This is a genomic window from Actinoallomurus sp. CA-150999, from assembly GCF_050942425.1.
Taxonomy (GTDB): Bacteria; Actinomycetota; Actinomycetes; order Streptosporangiales; family Streptosporangiaceae; genus Actinoallomurus.
The window spans coordinates 11,273,310-11,288,688 of the sequence record NZ_CP192063.1 but is presented as its reverse complement, the minus strand read 5'-3'; the positions used below and the strand labels follow the sequence as shown (position 1 = coordinate 11,288,688).

The following is a 15,379-nucleotide window of genomic DNA, read 5'->3' as shown; positions in this document are numbered from 1 at the left end:
GATGACGGAACGACAGGGCTGGCGGGGCCGCTACTTCGAGGATTTCACCCTCGGGGACGTCTACTACCACCCGTTCGGCCGGACGGTCACCACGACCGACAACATGTGGTTCACGCTCCTCACGCAGAACACCGCGATGGTGCACGTGGACCACCACTACGCCGCGCAGACGGAGTTCGAGCGCCCGCTGGTCGACTCGACCTTCACCCTCGCCCTCATCACCGGCCAGTCCGTCACCGACGTGTCCCAGAACGTCATGGCGAATCTCGGGTGGGACGAGGTACGCCTGCCCGCCCCCGTGTTCGAAGGCGACACGCTCTACTCCCGGTCGAAGGTCATCGCGCTGCGCGAGTCCCGGTCCCGGCCGAACGTCGGCATCGTCACCGTGGCAACCGAGGGCTTCAACCAGGACGGCGTCGTCGTGTGCTCGTTCAAGCGCACGCTGCTCGTCTACAAACGCGACCACGCCCCGAGACCGCCGGTTCCGCGCCCGCCGGAGGACACCCTGCCCCCGGTGCGGGAATGAACGGCCCCACGGGCGCCCTCCCGCTGCGCGACGTCACCGTCGTCTCGCTCGAACAGGCCGTCGCCGCGCCCTTCGCCACCCGGCAGCTCGCCGACCTCGGAGCGCGCGTCATCAAGGTCGAACGCCCCGGCGGCGACTTCGCCCGCGGCTACGACGAGACCGTCAAGGGCATGTCCAGCCACTTCGTCTGGCTGAACCGCGGCAAGGAGTCCGTGGTGCTGGACGTGAAGGACCCGGCCGGGCGGGCGGTGCTGCACCGGATGGTCGGCCGGGCGGACGTGCTCGTACAGAACCTCGCCCCCGGAGCGGCGGAGCGCCTCGGCCTGGTCCCCGAGGAGCTGCGCCGCCGCCACCCCCGGCTGATCACCTGCGGCATCTCCGGGTACGGCGACTCGGGCCCGTACCGTTCCAAGAAGGCCTACGACCTGCTCGTCCAGTGCGAGGCCGGCGTGCTGTCCGTCACGGGAACGCCCGACGAACCGGCCAAGGTCGGGATCTCCATCGCCGACATCGCCGCCGGAATGTACGCCTACAGCGGCATCCTGACCGCCCTGTACGAGCGCGAGCGCACCGGGCGCGGCACCGACCTGTCGGTCTCGATGCTCGAGGCGCTCGCCGAGTGGATGGGCTACCCGTACTACTACGCCGCCTACGGCGGCACGCCCCCGGCCCGTACCGGCGCGCGGCACGCGACGATCGCGCCGTACGGTCCCTATACGGCCGGAGACGGTCACCAGGTCTTCTTCGGCCTGCAGAACGAGCGCGAGTGGGCCGCGCTGTGCACGCACGTCCTGCGCCGCCCGGACCTCATCGAGGACGAACGCTTCGCGCGTAACTCCTCTCGTGTCGAGCACCGGGACGAGCTGACCGCCCTCATCGAGGAGGCCTTCGCCGACGCCACGGCCGAAGAGGCGATCCGCCGTCTCGACGAGGCCGGGATCGCCAACGCCCGCCTGCGGTCGATGGAGGAGTTCGCCGCGCACCCGCAGCTGGCCGCCCGGGACCGGTGGCGTCAGGTCGGCTCACCCGCCGGCCCCCTGAACGCCCTCCTGCCCCCGGTCACCGTGGCGGGCCGGGAGCCGCGCATGGGAGCGATCCCGGCCCTCGGCGAGCACACGGACGCCGTCCTCGCCGAGTTCGGCGAACCCGACGACGAGAGCGGGTCGTAGCCGCAGCGAATCGTGGTCTTGCACGGACCTGGGGGTTACTGGACAGTAGAGGGCCCCGCCTCCTGAAAGGCCCCGCCATGTCCAGGGTGTCCTTCGCAGCCGTCCGTACCGGAAAAATCCTGGCCGTGGCCATCGCCGTGGCCGCCGCCGTCACCGTCACCGACATTCCGCGGGCCGGAGCGGACACGAGCTCCGCCGTCGTGGTCTCCCCGGCAGGGCAGAACTGGGTGTTCCGCGACGGCGACGGGCGGCAGGTGACGCTGCGCGGCTTCAACGTCTCGGGCAGCGCCAAGCTGTACGAGAACGGCCTGCTGCCCTTCCGCAGCACCGCCGACGCCGCCAAGTCCGCGCAGGCGATGCGGGACCTGACCGGTGCGAACGCGGTCCGGTTCCTGATCAGCTGGGAGGGCGTCCAGCCGGCCCCCGACCGGATCGACTACTCCTACCTCGACAAGGCCGTTCAGCAGATCACCGCGTTCACCGACCGGGGAATCCGCGTCCTGCTCGACTACCACCAGGATCTGTACTCCTCGCACCTGTTCAACAGCGGCAGCTGGTACACCGGCGACGGTGCTCCGGAATGGCTGATAAAGGCCGGGAACTACCCCCAAGAGTCGTGCGGAATCTGCCTGCTGTGGGGCCAGAACATGCAGAACAACGCCGCCGTACGGCAGGCCGCCCACGACTTCTGGCACAACCGGACGCTCACCACGGCGAGCGGCCAGGTCGGCGTGCAGGACGCCTTCATCGGGCAGGCGTCGGCCGCCCTGACGTACCTGAAGACCAAACTGTCCGCGCAGGCGTTCCAGAGCGTCGTCGGGTTCGACCCGTTCAACGAGCCCTTCGACGGCGGGCTGGACGGGCAGAGCGGCCTGGACTGGGAGAAGACCTACCTGCTGCCCTTCTACCAGCGGTTCCGTACGGCCATGGACAATGCCGGGTGGAGCGCCAAGCCGGCGTTCACCGAGCCGCTGGTGTTCTGGAACACCGGGTTCTTCGAGGAGGGCGGCCTGTCGTCGTCCGGGCCGCTCGGCACGCGGCTCGTCTTCAACAGCCACTACTACGACGGCGGCCGCATGGTCATCGACCCGTCCGCCGCCTCCGACGGGACGTACGACGCGGCGATGAACCGGATCCGGCAGCGGGCGACGGACCTGAAGACCGCCCCGATGGTCTCGGAGTTCGGCAACCGGATGTCCGGGACGGGCAGCGACCGTACGCCGTGGATGGTGCGCGCGATGTACCAGGCAATGGACTACGGCACCCCGGGCAAGAACTGGTGGGACTCTGCGGCGAGCGGCGGCCCGGTGCTGTCGGGCACCCAGTGGCACTGGGACGTCTACAGCGGGAACCACCACGAGCTGATGAACGGCAACCCGGACAAGGTGCAGACCGCCGGCGATGGGTGGAACGACGAGGACTTCTCGGTCGCGACCACCGACGCTGCCGGGAACGTCGCCCTCCGGCTGGACCAGCGCGTCCTGGACCGGCTCTACCCGTCCGCGGTGGCCGGTGACGCGCTCGCCTTCGCGTACGAGGACCTGGCCCGTTCCGGGTTCGGCGGGGCGGGCCAGCAGCAGGCGTGGCTCACCGTCCCCTCATCGCTGCCGAACGTCGCCGCCCTGGTCAAGGACCGGCAGTACGGGGTGCTCGTCTGGCGCGGAACGTCCGCCACCGTGCCGACCGAGCTCCACCTGCCGCAGTCGTTCGCCCCGGCGAGCACGACCGTCGTCGGCGACGTCGGCGCACTCACCGGCCTCCCCGCATCCGGCACGGTCCGGGTCGCGGACGAGGCCGGTTCGTCGGCGGCTCACCGCGTGCTGCTCACCGCTCCGGCCGGCCTGCACGTCGCCCTGGTCGTCAACACCGCGACCGGCACGCCCGTGACGGCCGACCAGCGCACCGCCGTCGCGTCCGAGCTCGCCTCGTGGCGCAACCGCGTCTTCGGCGGCTGATCACATGGAGGAATGACCCGGCGCGTCGGCGACGACGATGTGCAGCGTCGCCGTGGCGAGGAACGGCCCGGCGGCGAGACGGTCGAGCCACTCGCGCGCGGCGTCGGCGGTCAGATAGCCGGCCTCGACGGCGCGCCGCGTGTTGCGCTCGATGCCGAGGATTCGGTCGGCCGTGGCCAGGTCGCGGAAGACCGGCGTGACCGGCACGACCGTCGGCACCGCGAAGCCCGCTTCGGCGGCCAGCCGGGCGAGCTGGCGGCCGACGACGGAGTTGCGCACGACCCGCTCGGCGACGTGCCGGGTGTAGGCGCGCGCGGTCGCGACGTCGGGATGGTCGATGGCGAGGGTGTCCCAGTCGGGCTCGCCCATGACGAGGCGCCCACCCGGGCGCAGCACGCGCCGCAACTCGGCCAGGGCCGCGGCCGGGTCGGCGACGTGCTGGAGCACCCGATCCGTACGGGCCCGGTCCAGGCCGCCGTCCGGCAGCGGCAGCGCGTGCGCGTCCCCCAGCACCACGCGAACCCGCGCGTCGGACACCGTACGGCCGTGAGCGCGCTCGGCCATGCGGGCGTCGCGGTCGACGCCGATCACACGGCCGTCGCCGCCGACGGCGTCGGCGAGGACGGCGAGGTCGGTGCCGGGTCCGCAGCCCAGGTCCAGTACCGTCTGCCCCGGCCGCGCGTCGAGCAGCGCGAGCATCCGCCCCTTGTAGTCGCGGCCGAGGTCGGTGGTGGCGAGCCGGTCCAGGTACACCACCGAGTCGGGTGTCGTCGTCTCGAACGCGGACGTCATGATCACCACCTAACCTTCGGACCGGTCCGGACCGCAACCTCGGAGGGCGTCGGCGAGGTCGTCCAAGTGCCGGGAGACCGGACCGATCCGGCTGACCGGACAGGCGCTGATCAGTCGAGAAGTTTGAAGGCCAGTTCGGTCTCCCACTTGGCGGGGTCCGGCTCGACCGCCGGGTCGGTGTTGTAGATCTCCAGGCGGCAGATCCACTGCTCGGTGCCGTCGGTCCTGACCTGGTCGAAGCGCAGGTCCTTGTCGGTGGCCCAGTCGAGGAGCGTTCTGGTGTGGGCGGCCAGGTCGCTCGGCGGGCCGACGACGGTGAGGCTCGCATAGCGACCGGGCGGAAGGATGCCGCTGACCACCTCGCCGTCGCCGTCCACGGGCGTCTCGACAGGGACGCCTACCTCGATCTCCAGGCGACCCGGCATGTCGATGGAGTCGTACTTGAGGAACGGCGCACCCGCAGGTGCCAGGCCCCGGGCGGCCAGCCAGGCGAAGACTGCGGGGAACCGGGCGGCGGCCTCGCCGATGGTCTGCATGGACACGATCGCGCGGATCGCGACATAAGGCTGCTGCGGACGCTCGATGACGATGGGTTCCGGTGACATGGACATCCCCGTTCATTTCCTAGTGATGGGTTCTTGTAGTTCGGTCACCCAGGCGTCAGGGCGGTCTCGCGGGCACTCGAGATTCACCTCGCGCGGATAACCGACGCTCTGGTAGCCGTGGGCATCGATCCAGTACGCCAGGGTCTGGACCGCGGTCACGACGCCCGCCATCGGACCCGCATGCACGATCGTGGCGGCCGTCACGATCTCGGGCAGCTCGACGATCTCGAAGCCGGCGCTCCCGTCCGGATCCGCGGTGAGCGGAAACGCCGCGTGCACCACCAGCCGTTCCGCCGAGGCGTCTCCGTCGGCATAGCGAGTGACGCCCGGCCCGGCGGGAGCCACGCCTACCTGCGTCATCCGCGAACACAACTGGTCGAACAGCGACCCGACGACAGGCCAGATCTCGTCGGACTCGAATCCGCCGACCTCGCCGCTCAACTGGGCAACGCGCACGGCGGCGACGCGTTTGACCACGACCTCGGTCTCCAGAGTCCCCGCGTCGAGCGAGCGGAGCCGTGCCTCCACCCGGACCAACCGGTCGGCGTCGGCCGCGAGCGACCTCTCCAGCTCCGCGCGGCGCAACCGCAGCATCCCGCGCAGCTCCTCAGCGCTCACCTGCTCGTCCAGCACCGCACGAACCTGTTCGAGGGTGAACCCGAGATCTTTGAGAGCGACGATCTGATTGAGCCGCCTGAGCTGGTCGGCCTCATAACGGCGATAGCCGGTGGAGCCGTCCACATGAGCGGGGCGCAGGAGCCCGATCGCGTCATAGTGCCGCAGCATCCGTACCGACACCTGCCCGTAACGCGCGAAATCTCCAATGGCGAACATGACTCCCAAGGAATACGGCATGACACGGTGTCAGAGTCAAGGAGTGGAAGGGCGGCGGGGAGTTCGGCTGCGAGGCGACCGCGTCTCCGCAGGTCAGCGACATTTCCCGGCCTAGAGGGGACCCGGGGTACGGAGGGCGGCGGCGAGGTCGTCGAGGTGCCGGGAGACCGGGCCGACGGTGAGCAGGCCGCTGCCCGCGGAGAGCTCCGCCGCCGCGGGGGAGAGCGCGGCCTGGGCGCGCTCCATCGTCTCCCGGTCGCCGACGGCGATGGCCGCTTGGGCGGTCAGGCACCACAGGGTCTCGAACAGCAGGTCCCGGGGCGGCTCGGGGACGTCGCGCAGCGCGGCGGCGGCCGCCGTACGACGGCCCCTGGCGAGCAGCACCAAGGGGCGGGCCCAGGCCTCATACGGTCCCCAGTCGGGGTCCTCGTCGGCCGGGGCGGGCCGTCGGTGCAGTACGCGCAGGGACAGGAGCGCGAGCGGCGGCAGGCCGTGCTCCAGCCCCGGCATGCCGCAGCCCTCGAGCCGGGCGGCGGCGTCCCGGTAGGCGGCCTCGGCGGCACCCTCCGGTCCGGTCGTCGCGATCCGCAGCGCGGCGTACCAGCGGGTGAACACGCCGACCAGCGGCCGTTCGTGCCGCTCGGCCAGGCGGTCCGCGGCGGCCGCGTGCCGGTCGGCGCCGGGGAGGTCGCCGAGGGCGCTCCGGGCCTGGAGGCGGATCAGGTGCCCCAGGATCTCGAAGGCGGACAGGCCGTGCCGGGCGGACAGGGTGACGAGCTCGGCGCCGATCTCGTCCCGGCGCGGCGCGCGACCGGCACGGTCGAAACTCTGCATGAACGCGGCGTTCAGGGCGAACGCCAGCAGCGCCGGATCGTCCAGCCGACGAGCGATCTCCTCCGCCTCCCGGGCCGCCTCGGGCCCGCGCGCCGCGCGGGTGCCGCGCGACTCCAGGGCGATCGTGGCCAGCAGCCGGGCCCGGGCCGCCTCCTGCCCGGCCGGGAGGGCGGCCAGCGTACGCTCGGCCGCCGCGACCACCTGGGCGGCCTGCTCCGGGTCGTCGACCCGGGTCCAGATCGCCGGGACGTCGTAGGCGCCGATCACGCGGGCGGTCAGCTCCGCGTCGCCCAGCTCCTGGGCCGCCGCGATCGCCGCGACGCGATGCCGGCGGGCCTCCTGAAGGCCGCTGCCGCCGGTCACGGCGAGGTTGCGCAGGAGTCCCACCGTCGACTCCAGCCGGGCCCGGGCCCCGGACGGCACGGCTCGGTCGTACGCCGCCGCCGTCTGCGCCCACACCCGCCCCGCCGCCCCGCCCGGCTCAGGGGCGAGGCGGGCGGCGTGCCCGAGGATGTCGGCCTCCAGCTCGCGCAGTGCCGGGCCGGGGTCCGCCCCGAGCTGCTCGACCAGGAGCGTACGGGCCCGGCGCAGGACCGCCAGCGCGTCGCCCTGCCGGCCGGTGCGGTACAACGCCAGCGCGAGCAGCCGCCAGCCGTGCTCCCGCCACGGGTGCTCGGCCACGTGCGCGTCCAGGTCCGGCACCGCCTCCGCGGCCAGGCCCAGCGCCAGGCGCATCTCGGCCCGGCGCTCGACGGCGTGCAGTCGCAGCTCCGCCAACCGCGAACGCTCCGCCCGTGCCCAGTGCTCGTCGGTGAACTCGGCGTACGCGGGCCCGCGCCACCACCCCAGCGCCTCGTCCAGCCGCGCGAGCGCCTCCGCGGGCCGAATGGTCGCGGGCGTCTCGGCGTACGGCACCGTCCCCGCCGGAGGCAGGGTCCCGGGCGTTCCTTCGGGCGGTAGGGGCTCGGGCTTCCCTGCGGGCGGCAGCGTCGCGGCGGTCACGGCGCGCTCGAAGCGCCAGGCGTCGACCGCGTCGGGCTCCGCGCGCAGCGCGTACCCGGGACCCTCGGTGACCAGCAGCCGGGCCGGAGCGCGGGGCGGACGCTGCGGCTCCAGGGCACGGCGCAGGGCGGCCACGAAGGTACGGATCGCGCCGACGGCGTCCTCGGGAGGGTCCTCCCACAGGTCGTCGGCCAGCCGGGTGACGGGGACGACGCGGCCCTGGGCGACGATCAGCCGCGCCAGCACCGCGCGGTGCCTCGGCCCCTTCAAGGCGATCGAGTCCCCGGCGTCGTCCCAGGCCGTCACCGGCCCCAGCACGCCGAACACGACCCTCACTCCCCGCTCCTCTTTCCAGAACATTCCGCCACTGGCCCTGGCATGCCGAAGCCGCCCCTGCCCGATGGCGGATTGAGCGGCTTCATCATGCCCCAGGCCAGGTCGCCTTGAGGCGATGCCGTGCCCAGTCCCGGGCAACGGCCGTCAGCCGTGCCGAGTGCGCCCGTGCGGACGGCGACCGCGTCTTGTGCCCCCACAGACCCAGCACAGTGGCCGCGAACGCTGTTACGGCGGCTGCCGGTGCCGCCTGCCATGCGGGGATCTCGCGTGCCCACGACTCTGCGCTCTCGGGTGAATGTCCGGCCGCCATGAGCCTGATCACCATGAATGCCGGATCTATCCACGGTGCGCCGCGGGAGGCCCAGGCCCAGTCGATGACCACTATCTCGCCGTCGTTGATGAGGAGGTTCCCCGGCTGCAGGTCGGTGTGCAGGAGCGCGTCACCGTCGAGCAGTTCGTGCGCCGTCGCCTCCAGCTCTGCTAGGCGTGGCAGGTTCTCCTGCTCCCAGGGGTCCAGGTCGTCGGGTGGGTCCTGGGCGTACTGCTGCCAAACCGGTAGGCGGGCCCAGCGTGCTGCGATGCTGCGATTCGGCACGGCGGATGAGGTCATCTGCTGCAGGGTCGTCACCGTCTCCGCGACGGGTGCCAGGTCGGGGGACGAGGGGGACAGGTCGGGGTGTCGTCCGGGCGCGTGCTCGAAGCCGAGTATCAGCCAGCCGTCGGTCTCGGTCTGCCACAGCAGCCGCGGTGCCAGGCCGTGGGGCAGCAGGTGGTTCACGGCCGCCTCGTTGCGGTGCATCCACGCGTTCGGATGGTCGACTTGGATGCCCTTGCAGAACACGGCACCGCCGTTCAGGTGGAGCGTGGCGGAGAACTCCGAACTACATCCCATCTCGGGCGCCTCGGCGTTGATGATGTGTCCGCCGCAATGCTGTTCCACGGCATTGCGGACGCCTTCCGGCAGGGTGTCCCATTCGTGTCGGCTCATGGCGCTCCTCGCTGGATAGGGGCGACCCCAGGTCGCCGAGCGTATGACCTGGGGTCGCGTGAGGGGTGGATGTCACGGGCTGTCGGTGCAACCGGCGTGACACTGGGAGCAGTCGACGGCGTGTGCCTGCCACAGCTCTTCATCGACCGGGATGCCGGTCGCGCGCATCGCGGCGAGCGTGGTGGTGATCGAGCCGCTCTCGGCGGGTGGGACGTCTCCCGTGCAGGCGTTCTCGCACTTGTGGTCGTCGGTAGGGGTGTGGTGAATGAACCGACCCGCGACCCGCTGGCAGAAGTCCGCGTACTCGCGGGTGTACAGGACGAACGTGTGCCAGCCGATGTCGACCATCGGGGAGGGCGACAGGCCGGCGCCCGGGTTGAGGGCGCACGCCTGCAGAAACCCGAGCGCCTGGGCCATGATCCGCTCGGCCGTCGGCTGGTCGATGTGCTCGTCCTTGACGATGCGCCGGACGAGCCGGTCGAACAGGGCCGGGGAAACGAGCTCCTGGGGCATGACGGTCGTGGCCGTCCTGTCGAGCGTTAAGGTCATCTGGCTCCTCCTTAAGAGCCTCGGGTACGGCTCGGTCGCCGTACCGGTTTCCTCCGGCCGATCGGCTGGAGAGTCAGAGGGCCTGGCAGAAGTGCCGTGACTTGATCCACGGCTTCGGCCTGGCATGAGCAGTGGTCTGGGATGTCCCGGGCCGTCCAGGTGGTCGCCGGGCCTGAGACCGCATCACCTCGCTCGACGGCCCGCTGTCTCGGCGGTGGAGGCGCCTGGCCAAACGGCGGGTCGTGCCAACACCTAACGGTGTGTCGTGAATCTCGGTGATCATCTGCTGGAGCTCGTCTGTGTACCGCTCGATGAGACGCTGCGGCGTCGGAAGCCGCCGATCTGGTCGCCGAAGCTCATGCGATCACCACCTGACCGTGTGCGACGGCGTTCCGGACTTCCCGGCACCGTTGCAGCAGCCGTGCGGGGTCCGGCTCGTCGACGATGAGCGGGCCTGCGGTGAACGTGGCGAACGCGGTGTATGCGCGACGCCAGCGCGACCACATCACCGCCCAGTCTCGGCAGGCCGCCTGGACCGCGGCGAGATCCTGAGGACTCGGGTCTGTGACGACCGGACGGCGAGTCGGAGGACGCACCGGCCCGTCCGGCTCGATACCGACGAGCCGCCCGATTACCGGGATCACTGCTCGGCCCCGGCAGGCTCCGCGACGCGGAGCACGTTGGCGATGCGGCGGGCCGCCTCACCGACGTCGTCCACAGGCACCATGAGCTCACGTTCGGGCGGGGCCTCGCGGGTCGGCCCTGACCAGACCCACGCCCACCACAGGGCGCTCTGGTGCTCGGCGAGCATGATCGGCTGTGTCATCCGCGCGTCACGCGGATTCCGTACCTCGACGATGCCGTCTGAGCGGACCGCCACGTTGAAGCCGGCTCGAATCAGCAGCGGCGCGAGCTTGAGCGTGTACGCCTTGACCGTGTCCGCCGGCAGGGTGGAACTGACTTCCTGTGCGTGCACCTACGCCTCCGAGGATGTGGCGATTCAGTCACAGTTAGTTAAGGGCTGCGGGAGCTGTGCTGCTAGAGAACAATGCGGAGCACGAGGGAGCGCGGCTGTCGTGCTCCAGGATGCTCGGCAAAGGTGCAGGCAACACGATGGCCGACGTTCATAAGGTGTGGGTTGATCGCATCCGTGCGGAACGGAAGGCGCGCGGCTGGGACAAGACAGAGATGGCGCGCCAACTCGCCCGTGCAGCCGGAGAGGCACGCAACAGGCTTCCGAGCCACGAGAGCCTGCTGTCCTACGTCAAGCGCTGGGAGCGCGGTGACGTGGATGAGATCAGCGAGCGCTACCGATTGCTGTACGCCCGCGCGTTCGAGATGTCCGAAGATGAACTCTTCACAGAAGACGAGGATGAAGTGGACCGTCGGGCGTTCATGGGATCCTCATTGGCCGCTGGCCTCACGCTCACGATGCCCGGAAGTCCCGATCTCGACTCTGGGCGCCGGATCGGGACTGAGACGGTCGTACGGCTTCGTAATCGGACGGCCCGGCTCCGACGTCTGGATGACGTGCTTGGCGGCGCGGAGACGTATCCGGTCTACGCGACCGAGCTGAAGTCCACGATTGCTATCGCCGACAAGGCGAGCTACACGGACGCGACCGGCCGAGCGCTCATGGGGGTCATTGCCGAGCAGGCTCAACAGGCTGGGTGGGCCGCTTTCGACGCCGGATGGCATGTGCGGGCCCGCCAGCATTTCAAGCGCAGTCTCACTGCTGCCTCGGATGCCGGAGACACATCCTTGATCGCCAACTCGTTGGCGTTCTTCGCCTACCAGAAGGTCAGCACCGGGCAGCCAGGCGCGTCAGAAGCTGACGCATCATGCCGGGTTGCGGACAGCAACGAGACGCCGCAAGCGGTCAAGGCCTTGCTCCGAGAGCGTGCCGCTTGGGCCCATGCCGTCGCCGGCGATGCACGAGCCGCCGAGCATGCGCTCGATCTCGCGCGTGAAGCACTCGGCGACGGCCACGACCGACGGGGCCCTGACTGGGCACTTTGGGTTGATCACACCGAGCTGCAAATCATGACCGGCCGCTGCTGGAGCGTCCTACGCCAACCGGGCCGTGCCATCTCCGCCCTCGCAGGTGCCCTTGATCGCTACGAAGACACGCACGCGCGAGATAAGGCGTTGTACCTGACATGGCTCGCGGACGCTCACATCGATGACAGGGACATCGAACAGGGCGCAGCTGTCACCCGCCGCGCGGTCGTGCTGTGCGCGGACGTCGCGTCGGCACGTCCGCGGTCCCGCATTGCGGAGACGCTCCAGCGGCTGGAGCGGCACCGTAGCGTGGCCGCGGTGGCCGAACTGATCGATGAAGCGGAAGCACTTCTCAGGCAGTCGCCCGGCTCACCCACTCCAGGTACGCCGCCGAGCCGCCGAGAGGCGTGAAGGAGACCTCAGGGTTGTCCCACGGGTGTGCATCAATGAGATGCGCCTCCAGCTCCGGATAGCGGTCCTTGGTGGTCTTGAGCACGACCTGCCACTCTTCGCCGGTGCCGAACTCACCCAGATGCCAGAACGCCGTAGTTGCTGGCCCGAAGACCTGACCGGACGCAGCCAGACGCGCCTTGACAGCCGAGTTCAGCAACTCGATCGCCGTCTCGCGATTGTCCGCCGTCGTCGATACCTGTACATGGTTCGCCATGAAGCGGAGCCTAACGATGCTGATTTTGTTCGGGAGAACTGACCGCGGTTGTTCGTGAGTTCTGACCACACCTGGCGGCCGGAACCGTGATCAATGTTCGCGAGAACTGACCGCGGTGCGCGGTGCGGACTGGATTCGGCGCATGGCTGGCGGCGGCACGGGTCTGCGTGTTATCGCTGGCCTGGTCCGCAGAGGTTCTCGCCGTCGCGACCAGCGGGCGGGGCTAGGCCCGGAGCCAGGACTCGCCATCGGCGTCAACCTCGCCAGGGACTTAACGTATCGGGTCAGAAGTACCAGAAGCTGTACATGTGGTGGCCGTGGGCTGCCACGTGGCGCGCGACGATGGCTAGTCCCTGCACTCGGTACTCGCCGTGCGACGCCGCTGCCGCTGACAGCGCCTCGGTATCCGCGACGGCCAGCGCATGGGTGAGCGTGTCGGTGACCGTCACCAGGCCGGCCTCCACGACGCCGGCGCCCTCATCGAAGATTTCAGTGATCTGGACGCAGTGCCTGGGGTCCGCCGCAATCTCCTGGCTGTCCCGGCCGGTGAGGAGCGCTTCCAGCTCGGCCAGTACCTCGGGCCGAAGTTTATCGTCCTCGTGGACAGGTGACCTCCCCAGCCAGTCCCCGAGCTCCGCGATCGCGGTCTCATCGTCTGGGGCCGCGAAGACTATGTTCATCTCTCCCACGAGTCCAGATCCTCCTCGGAAGTACAGGGAGCCGCTAGGCCTTTCCAGAGGATCAGGCTCGTGACCTCGGGGCGTGGGTTTGCAGCTACCTTCCGTAGATAGCAGCCCGATATCAAGATCCGGCTCCCCGGACCTCTCCCACGATCTTTCGGGGAGGGACTGCGCGGTCTGCTGCGAGTCAGCCTGGCGATAAACCGCGATGCGGTCGGAACTCACGAACAACGGTTTCCGCCAGACCAGGCCGCGGTCACACCTGACGAGCAAGTGCGGTCAGTTCTCGCTAACAAAACCACGATGCCTACGTCCCTGAGGTGATCTGCGCTTCTCGAAGACCATCGCGCCCCTTGGGGCGGGGTGTTGCAACGACCGTTAGAACCTAAAGATCCTCCTTCGGGACCTTTCGCCACCGGCCCCGGCACGCCGACGGCGCCCCCGCGCCGGTCCTCCATCCAGGACACTCCGCCAGGTCACGATAGCGCGCTCATCGGATGCTCATTCGCGCGCGGCAGTCTTACGGCATCCCACCGAACAGCGAAATGAGGCGAAACATGGCGCCTGTCATTCCCGGCTTCGAGTACCGGCGCGTCCCCGTTGCCGAGGGCGTGTCGCTGAACACGGCCGTCGCGGGGTCGGGCCCCGCGATCGTGCTGCTGCACGGTTTTCCCCAGACCCACCTGATGTGGCGGCACGTCGCCGCCGACCTCGCCGCCGACCACACCGTCATCTGCCCGGACCTGCGCGGCTACGGGGCCAGCGACAAACCCGCCGAGGTAAGCCGCGACGTCTATTCCAAGCGCACCATGGCCGCCGACGTCGTCGCCCTGGCCCGCGCGCTGGGACACGATCGCTTCGCCCTGGCCGGGCACGACCGCGGCGCGCTCGTCGCTTTCCGCGCCGGCCTTGACCACCCGGAAGCGGTCACGCATCTGGCCTGCCTCGACGTGCTGCCGACCGTCGACATGTGGGAGGCGATGCACGGTGTCACCGCCGCCGTCGGCTTCCACCTGTACCTGATGGCCCAGCCTCCCGGCCTGCCCGAGCAGCTGATCGCCGCGAGCCCGGACGCCTTCTTCGGCCACTTCCTCGACATCTGGGCGAGTGACCCGGACGCCATCCCCGCCGACGTCCGCGCCGCGTACCTGGACGCCTGCCGCGAGGCGGTGCCCTCCATCGTGGCCGACTACCGTGCCTCGGCCGGCATCGACCTCGAACACGACCAGGCCGACCGCGCGGACGGCGACCGGCTGCGGATGCCGGTCACCGTCCTGCAGCAGGACTGGGGTGCCGCGCTCGGCTTCGACGCCGCCGCGCTGTGGAGCGCCTGGACGTCGGACCTGCGGCACCGCACCGTCGGTTTCGGCCATTTCATGGCCGAGGAGGCGCCCGCCGACATCACCAAGGCCCTACGAGATCTCCTCGCCCGCTGAGCGAGCGAGTGTGGGCGGGCCTGTCGGACGGGCTGTGCGCCCTGGTCCTGCGGGGGCCCGCCCGACGCCACCGAACCGCGCGCCGGTCGGGCCGGGGCGTCAGACGCGGTCGGCGGCGATGAGGAGGTACTGGAAGCTGCCGCCGGTGTAGGCGTCGAGGAACGCGCTCTCGATGCCGGTGGCCAGGCTGGACTGGGCGCGCAGCCGCCAGTACGGGATGGTCGCCGGGGTCAGGTCGACGACGCTGACCGGGACCAGGCGGTTCGCGGCCATCTCCCGGAAGTACGTGCTGCGCGGGTGGATGTCGCAGATGTAGTGCGCGTTGATCTGGCTGACGGCCCGCGACGGCAGCCCGTACGCGTCGTTGTAGCAGCCCGTGATGCAGACGTACCGGCCGCCGCGACGGAGCAGCCGCGAATGCTCCGCGAACAACAGTCCGAGTTCGACGTACATGGTGGACTCGTTGTTCCAGCTTGCCTGGAACGCGCCGGTGGGGAAGCCGGTGTCGAGCATGTTGCGCAGCTGGAAGCGCACCTGGTCGCCGACGCCGCGCAGCCGTGCCTGTTCGCCCGCGAAGTCCACCTGAGCCTGCGAGATGGAGACGCCGTCGACCTCGCATCCGAACCGCGCGGCGGCCACGAGGCTGGACCCGCCGCGTCCGCAGCCCGCGTCCATGACGCGATCCGCGGGCCCCAGGGGGCCGAGGTGGTCGAGGAGGAAGTCGGCCTGCGCGCTCTCGAGGCGGTGCAGCTCGTTGATGATCTGGGTCTCGCGGATCTCCGGTGGGCTCTGCAGGACGGACCAGTCCACTTCGCCGATCCCGTAGTGGTGGTGGTAGATGCCGTCCACCTCGCCCAGGCGCAGGTTGACCGGGTTCCGCTCGGCGTTCCAGTAGTCGGCGACCGAGCGTTGGTACGGGCTGACGGGGACTGCGGAGTCGTGGAGGGAGTCTTGGACGGACGTCATGCCGGCTCCTTCGGGCTCGTGTGGGGGGATGTGATGGAG

General features: G+C 70.2%; 15 protein-coding genes. 5 read left to right on the top strand and 10 right to left on the bottom strand.

Annotated features, from left to right (window positions below; translation table 11 throughout):
- Position 1: 1 nt before the first annotated feature.
- The 3 genes from ACQP2O_RS52195 to ACQP2O_RS52185 all read left to right on the top strand — a co-directional run bounded on the left by ACQP2O_RS52195 (position 2) and on the right by ACQP2O_RS52185 (position 3,650).
- A complete protein-coding gene (locus tag ACQP2O_RS52195) occupies positions 2-526 on the top strand; it encodes a MaoC family dehydratase (RefSeq protein ID WP_433177743.1) in 525 nt (174 codons plus the stop codon).
- Positions 523-1,695 (top strand): CaiB/BaiF CoA transferase family protein, encoded by a 1,173-nt coding sequence (locus tag ACQP2O_RS52190; protein WP_433177741.1) that lies wholly within the window; start codon positions 523-525, stop codon positions 1,693-1,695. The genes ACQP2O_RS52195 and ACQP2O_RS52190 overlap by 4 nt, the downstream gene beginning before the upstream one ends.
- 77 nt (positions 1,696-1,772) lie before the next feature.
- Entirely contained in the window at positions 1,773-3,650 is a 1,878-nt protein-coding gene (locus ACQP2O_RS52185) for a cellulase family glycosylhydrolase (RefSeq protein WP_433177740.1), read from the top strand.
- Here the strand turns inward: ACQP2O_RS52185 and ACQP2O_RS52180 are convergent, their stop codons facing one another.
- From ACQP2O_RS52180 to ACQP2O_RS52150, 7 genes are all read right to left on the bottom strand, one after another.
- A complete protein-coding gene (locus ACQP2O_RS52180; protein WP_433177738.1) occupies positions 3,651-4,442 on the bottom strand; it encodes a methyltransferase domain-containing protein in 792 nt (263 codons plus the stop codon).
- Between the two features lie 110 nt (positions 4,443-4,552).
- A complete protein-coding gene (locus ACQP2O_RS52175; RefSeq protein WP_433177736.1) occupies positions 4,553-5,047 on the bottom strand; it encodes a GyrI-like domain-containing protein in 495 nt (164 codons plus the stop codon).
- A 12-nt stretch (positions 5,048-5,059) separates the two neighbouring features.
- Complete coding sequence (locus tag ACQP2O_RS52170; protein ID WP_433177734.1) at positions 5,060-5,881, bottom strand: MerR family transcriptional regulator; 822 nt, start codon at positions 5,879-5,881, stop codon at positions 5,060-5,062.
- 111 nt (positions 5,882-5,992) lie between these two features.
- Positions 5,993-8,053: a BTAD domain-containing putative transcriptional regulator gene (locus ACQP2O_RS52165; protein ID WP_433177732.1), complete on the bottom strand. Its 2,061-nt coding sequence runs from the start codon at positions 8,051-8,053 to the stop codon at positions 5,993-5,995.
- An 85-nt stretch (positions 8,054-8,138) separates the two neighbouring features.
- Positions 8,139-9,041, bottom strand: coding sequence for a phosphotransferase (locus ACQP2O_RS52160; protein WP_433177730.1), 903 nt, complete (start codon positions 9,039-9,041; stop codon positions 8,139-8,141).
- A 72-nt stretch (positions 9,042-9,113) separates the two neighbouring features.
- Complete coding sequence (locus tag ACQP2O_RS52155; protein ID WP_433177728.1) at positions 9,114-9,590, bottom strand: glycine-rich domain-containing protein; 477 nt, start codon at positions 9,588-9,590, stop codon at positions 9,114-9,116.
- A 640-nt stretch (positions 9,591-10,230) separates the two neighbouring features.
- Complete coding sequence (locus ACQP2O_RS52150) at positions 10,231-10,566, bottom strand: hypothetical protein (RefSeq protein ID WP_433177726.1); 336 nt, start codon at positions 10,564-10,566, stop codon at positions 10,231-10,233.
- A 56-nt stretch (positions 10,567-10,622) separates the two neighbouring features.
- Between ACQP2O_RS52150 and ACQP2O_RS52145 the strand changes: the two genes are divergently transcribed.
- A complete protein-coding gene (locus ACQP2O_RS52145) occupies positions 10,623-12,002 on the top strand; it encodes a helix-turn-helix domain-containing protein (protein WP_433177724.1) in 1,380 nt (459 codons plus the stop codon).
- Here ACQP2O_RS52145 and cutA read toward each other — a convergent pair.
- Both cutA and ACQP2O_RS52135 read right to left on the bottom strand, forming a co-directional pair.
- A complete protein-coding gene (gene cutA, locus ACQP2O_RS52140; protein WP_433177722.1) occupies positions 11,944-12,258 on the bottom strand; it encodes a divalent-cation tolerance protein CutA in 315 nt (104 codons plus the stop codon). The two genes, ACQP2O_RS52145 and cutA, sit on opposite strands and share 59 nt — an antisense overlap.
- A 284-nt stretch (positions 12,259-12,542) precedes the next feature.
- On the bottom strand, positions 12,543-12,947 hold the full coding sequence (locus ACQP2O_RS52135) for a hypothetical protein (RefSeq protein WP_433177720.1): 405 nt from the start codon (positions 12,945-12,947) through the stop codon (positions 12,543-12,545).
- Between the two features lie 548 nt (positions 12,948-13,495).
- On the opposite strand from ACQP2O_RS52135, the gene ACQP2O_RS52130 reads away from it, so the two are divergent.
- A complete protein-coding gene (locus tag ACQP2O_RS52130) occupies positions 13,496-14,374 on the top strand; it encodes an alpha/beta fold hydrolase (RefSeq protein ID WP_433177718.1) in 879 nt (292 codons plus the stop codon).
- 99 nt (positions 14,375-14,473) lie between these two features.
- On the opposite strand, the gene ACQP2O_RS52125 is transcribed toward ACQP2O_RS52130, so the two are convergent.
- Positions 14,474-15,340 (bottom strand): geranyl diphosphate 2-C-methyltransferase, encoded by an 867-nt coding sequence (locus ACQP2O_RS52125; protein ID WP_433177716.1) that lies wholly within the window; start codon positions 15,338-15,340, stop codon positions 14,474-14,476.
- Positions 15,341-15,379: the final 39 nt, after the last annotated feature.

Coding starts and splice junctions, on each gene's coding strand:
- ACQP2O_RS52180 (WP_433177738.1), bottom strand. CDS start 4,442: ATGACGTCCGCGTTCGAGACGACGACACCCGACTCGGTGGTGTACCTG.
- ACQP2O_RS52185 (WP_433177740.1), top strand. CDS start 1,773: ATGTCCAGGGTGTCCTTCGCAGCCGTCCGTACCGGAAAAATCCTGGCC.
- cutA (WP_433177722.1), bottom strand. CDS start 12,258: ATGGCGAACCATGTACAGGTATCGACGACGGCGGACAATCGCGAGACG.
- ACQP2O_RS52175 (WP_433177736.1), bottom strand. CDS start 5,047: ATGTCACCGGAACCCATCGTCATCGAGCGTCCGCAGCAGCCTTATGTC.
- ACQP2O_RS52160 (WP_433177730.1), bottom strand. CDS start 9,041: ATGAGCCGACACGAATGGGACACCCTGCCGGAAGGCGTCCGCAATGCC.
- ACQP2O_RS52155 (WP_433177728.1), bottom strand. CDS start 9,590: ATGACCTTAACGCTCGACAGGACGGCCACGACCGTCATGCCCCAGGAG.
- ACQP2O_RS52190 (WP_433177741.1), top strand. CDS start 523: ATGAACGGCCCCACGGGCGCCCTCCCGCTGCGCGACGTCACCGTCGTC.
- ACQP2O_RS52130 (WP_433177718.1), top strand. CDS start 13,496: ATGGCGCCTGTCATTCCCGGCTTCGAGTACCGGCGCGTCCCCGTTGCC.
- ACQP2O_RS52195 (WP_433177743.1), top strand. CDS start 2: ATGACGGAACGACAGGGCTGGCGGGGCCGCTACTTCGAGGATTTCACC.
- ACQP2O_RS52170 (WP_433177734.1), bottom strand. CDS start 5,881: ATGTTCGCCATTGGAGATTTCGCGCGTTACGGGCAGGTGTCGGTACGG.
- ACQP2O_RS52125 (WP_433177716.1), bottom strand. CDS start 15,340: ATGACGTCCGTCCAAGACTCCCTCCACGACTCCGCAGTCCCCGTCAGC.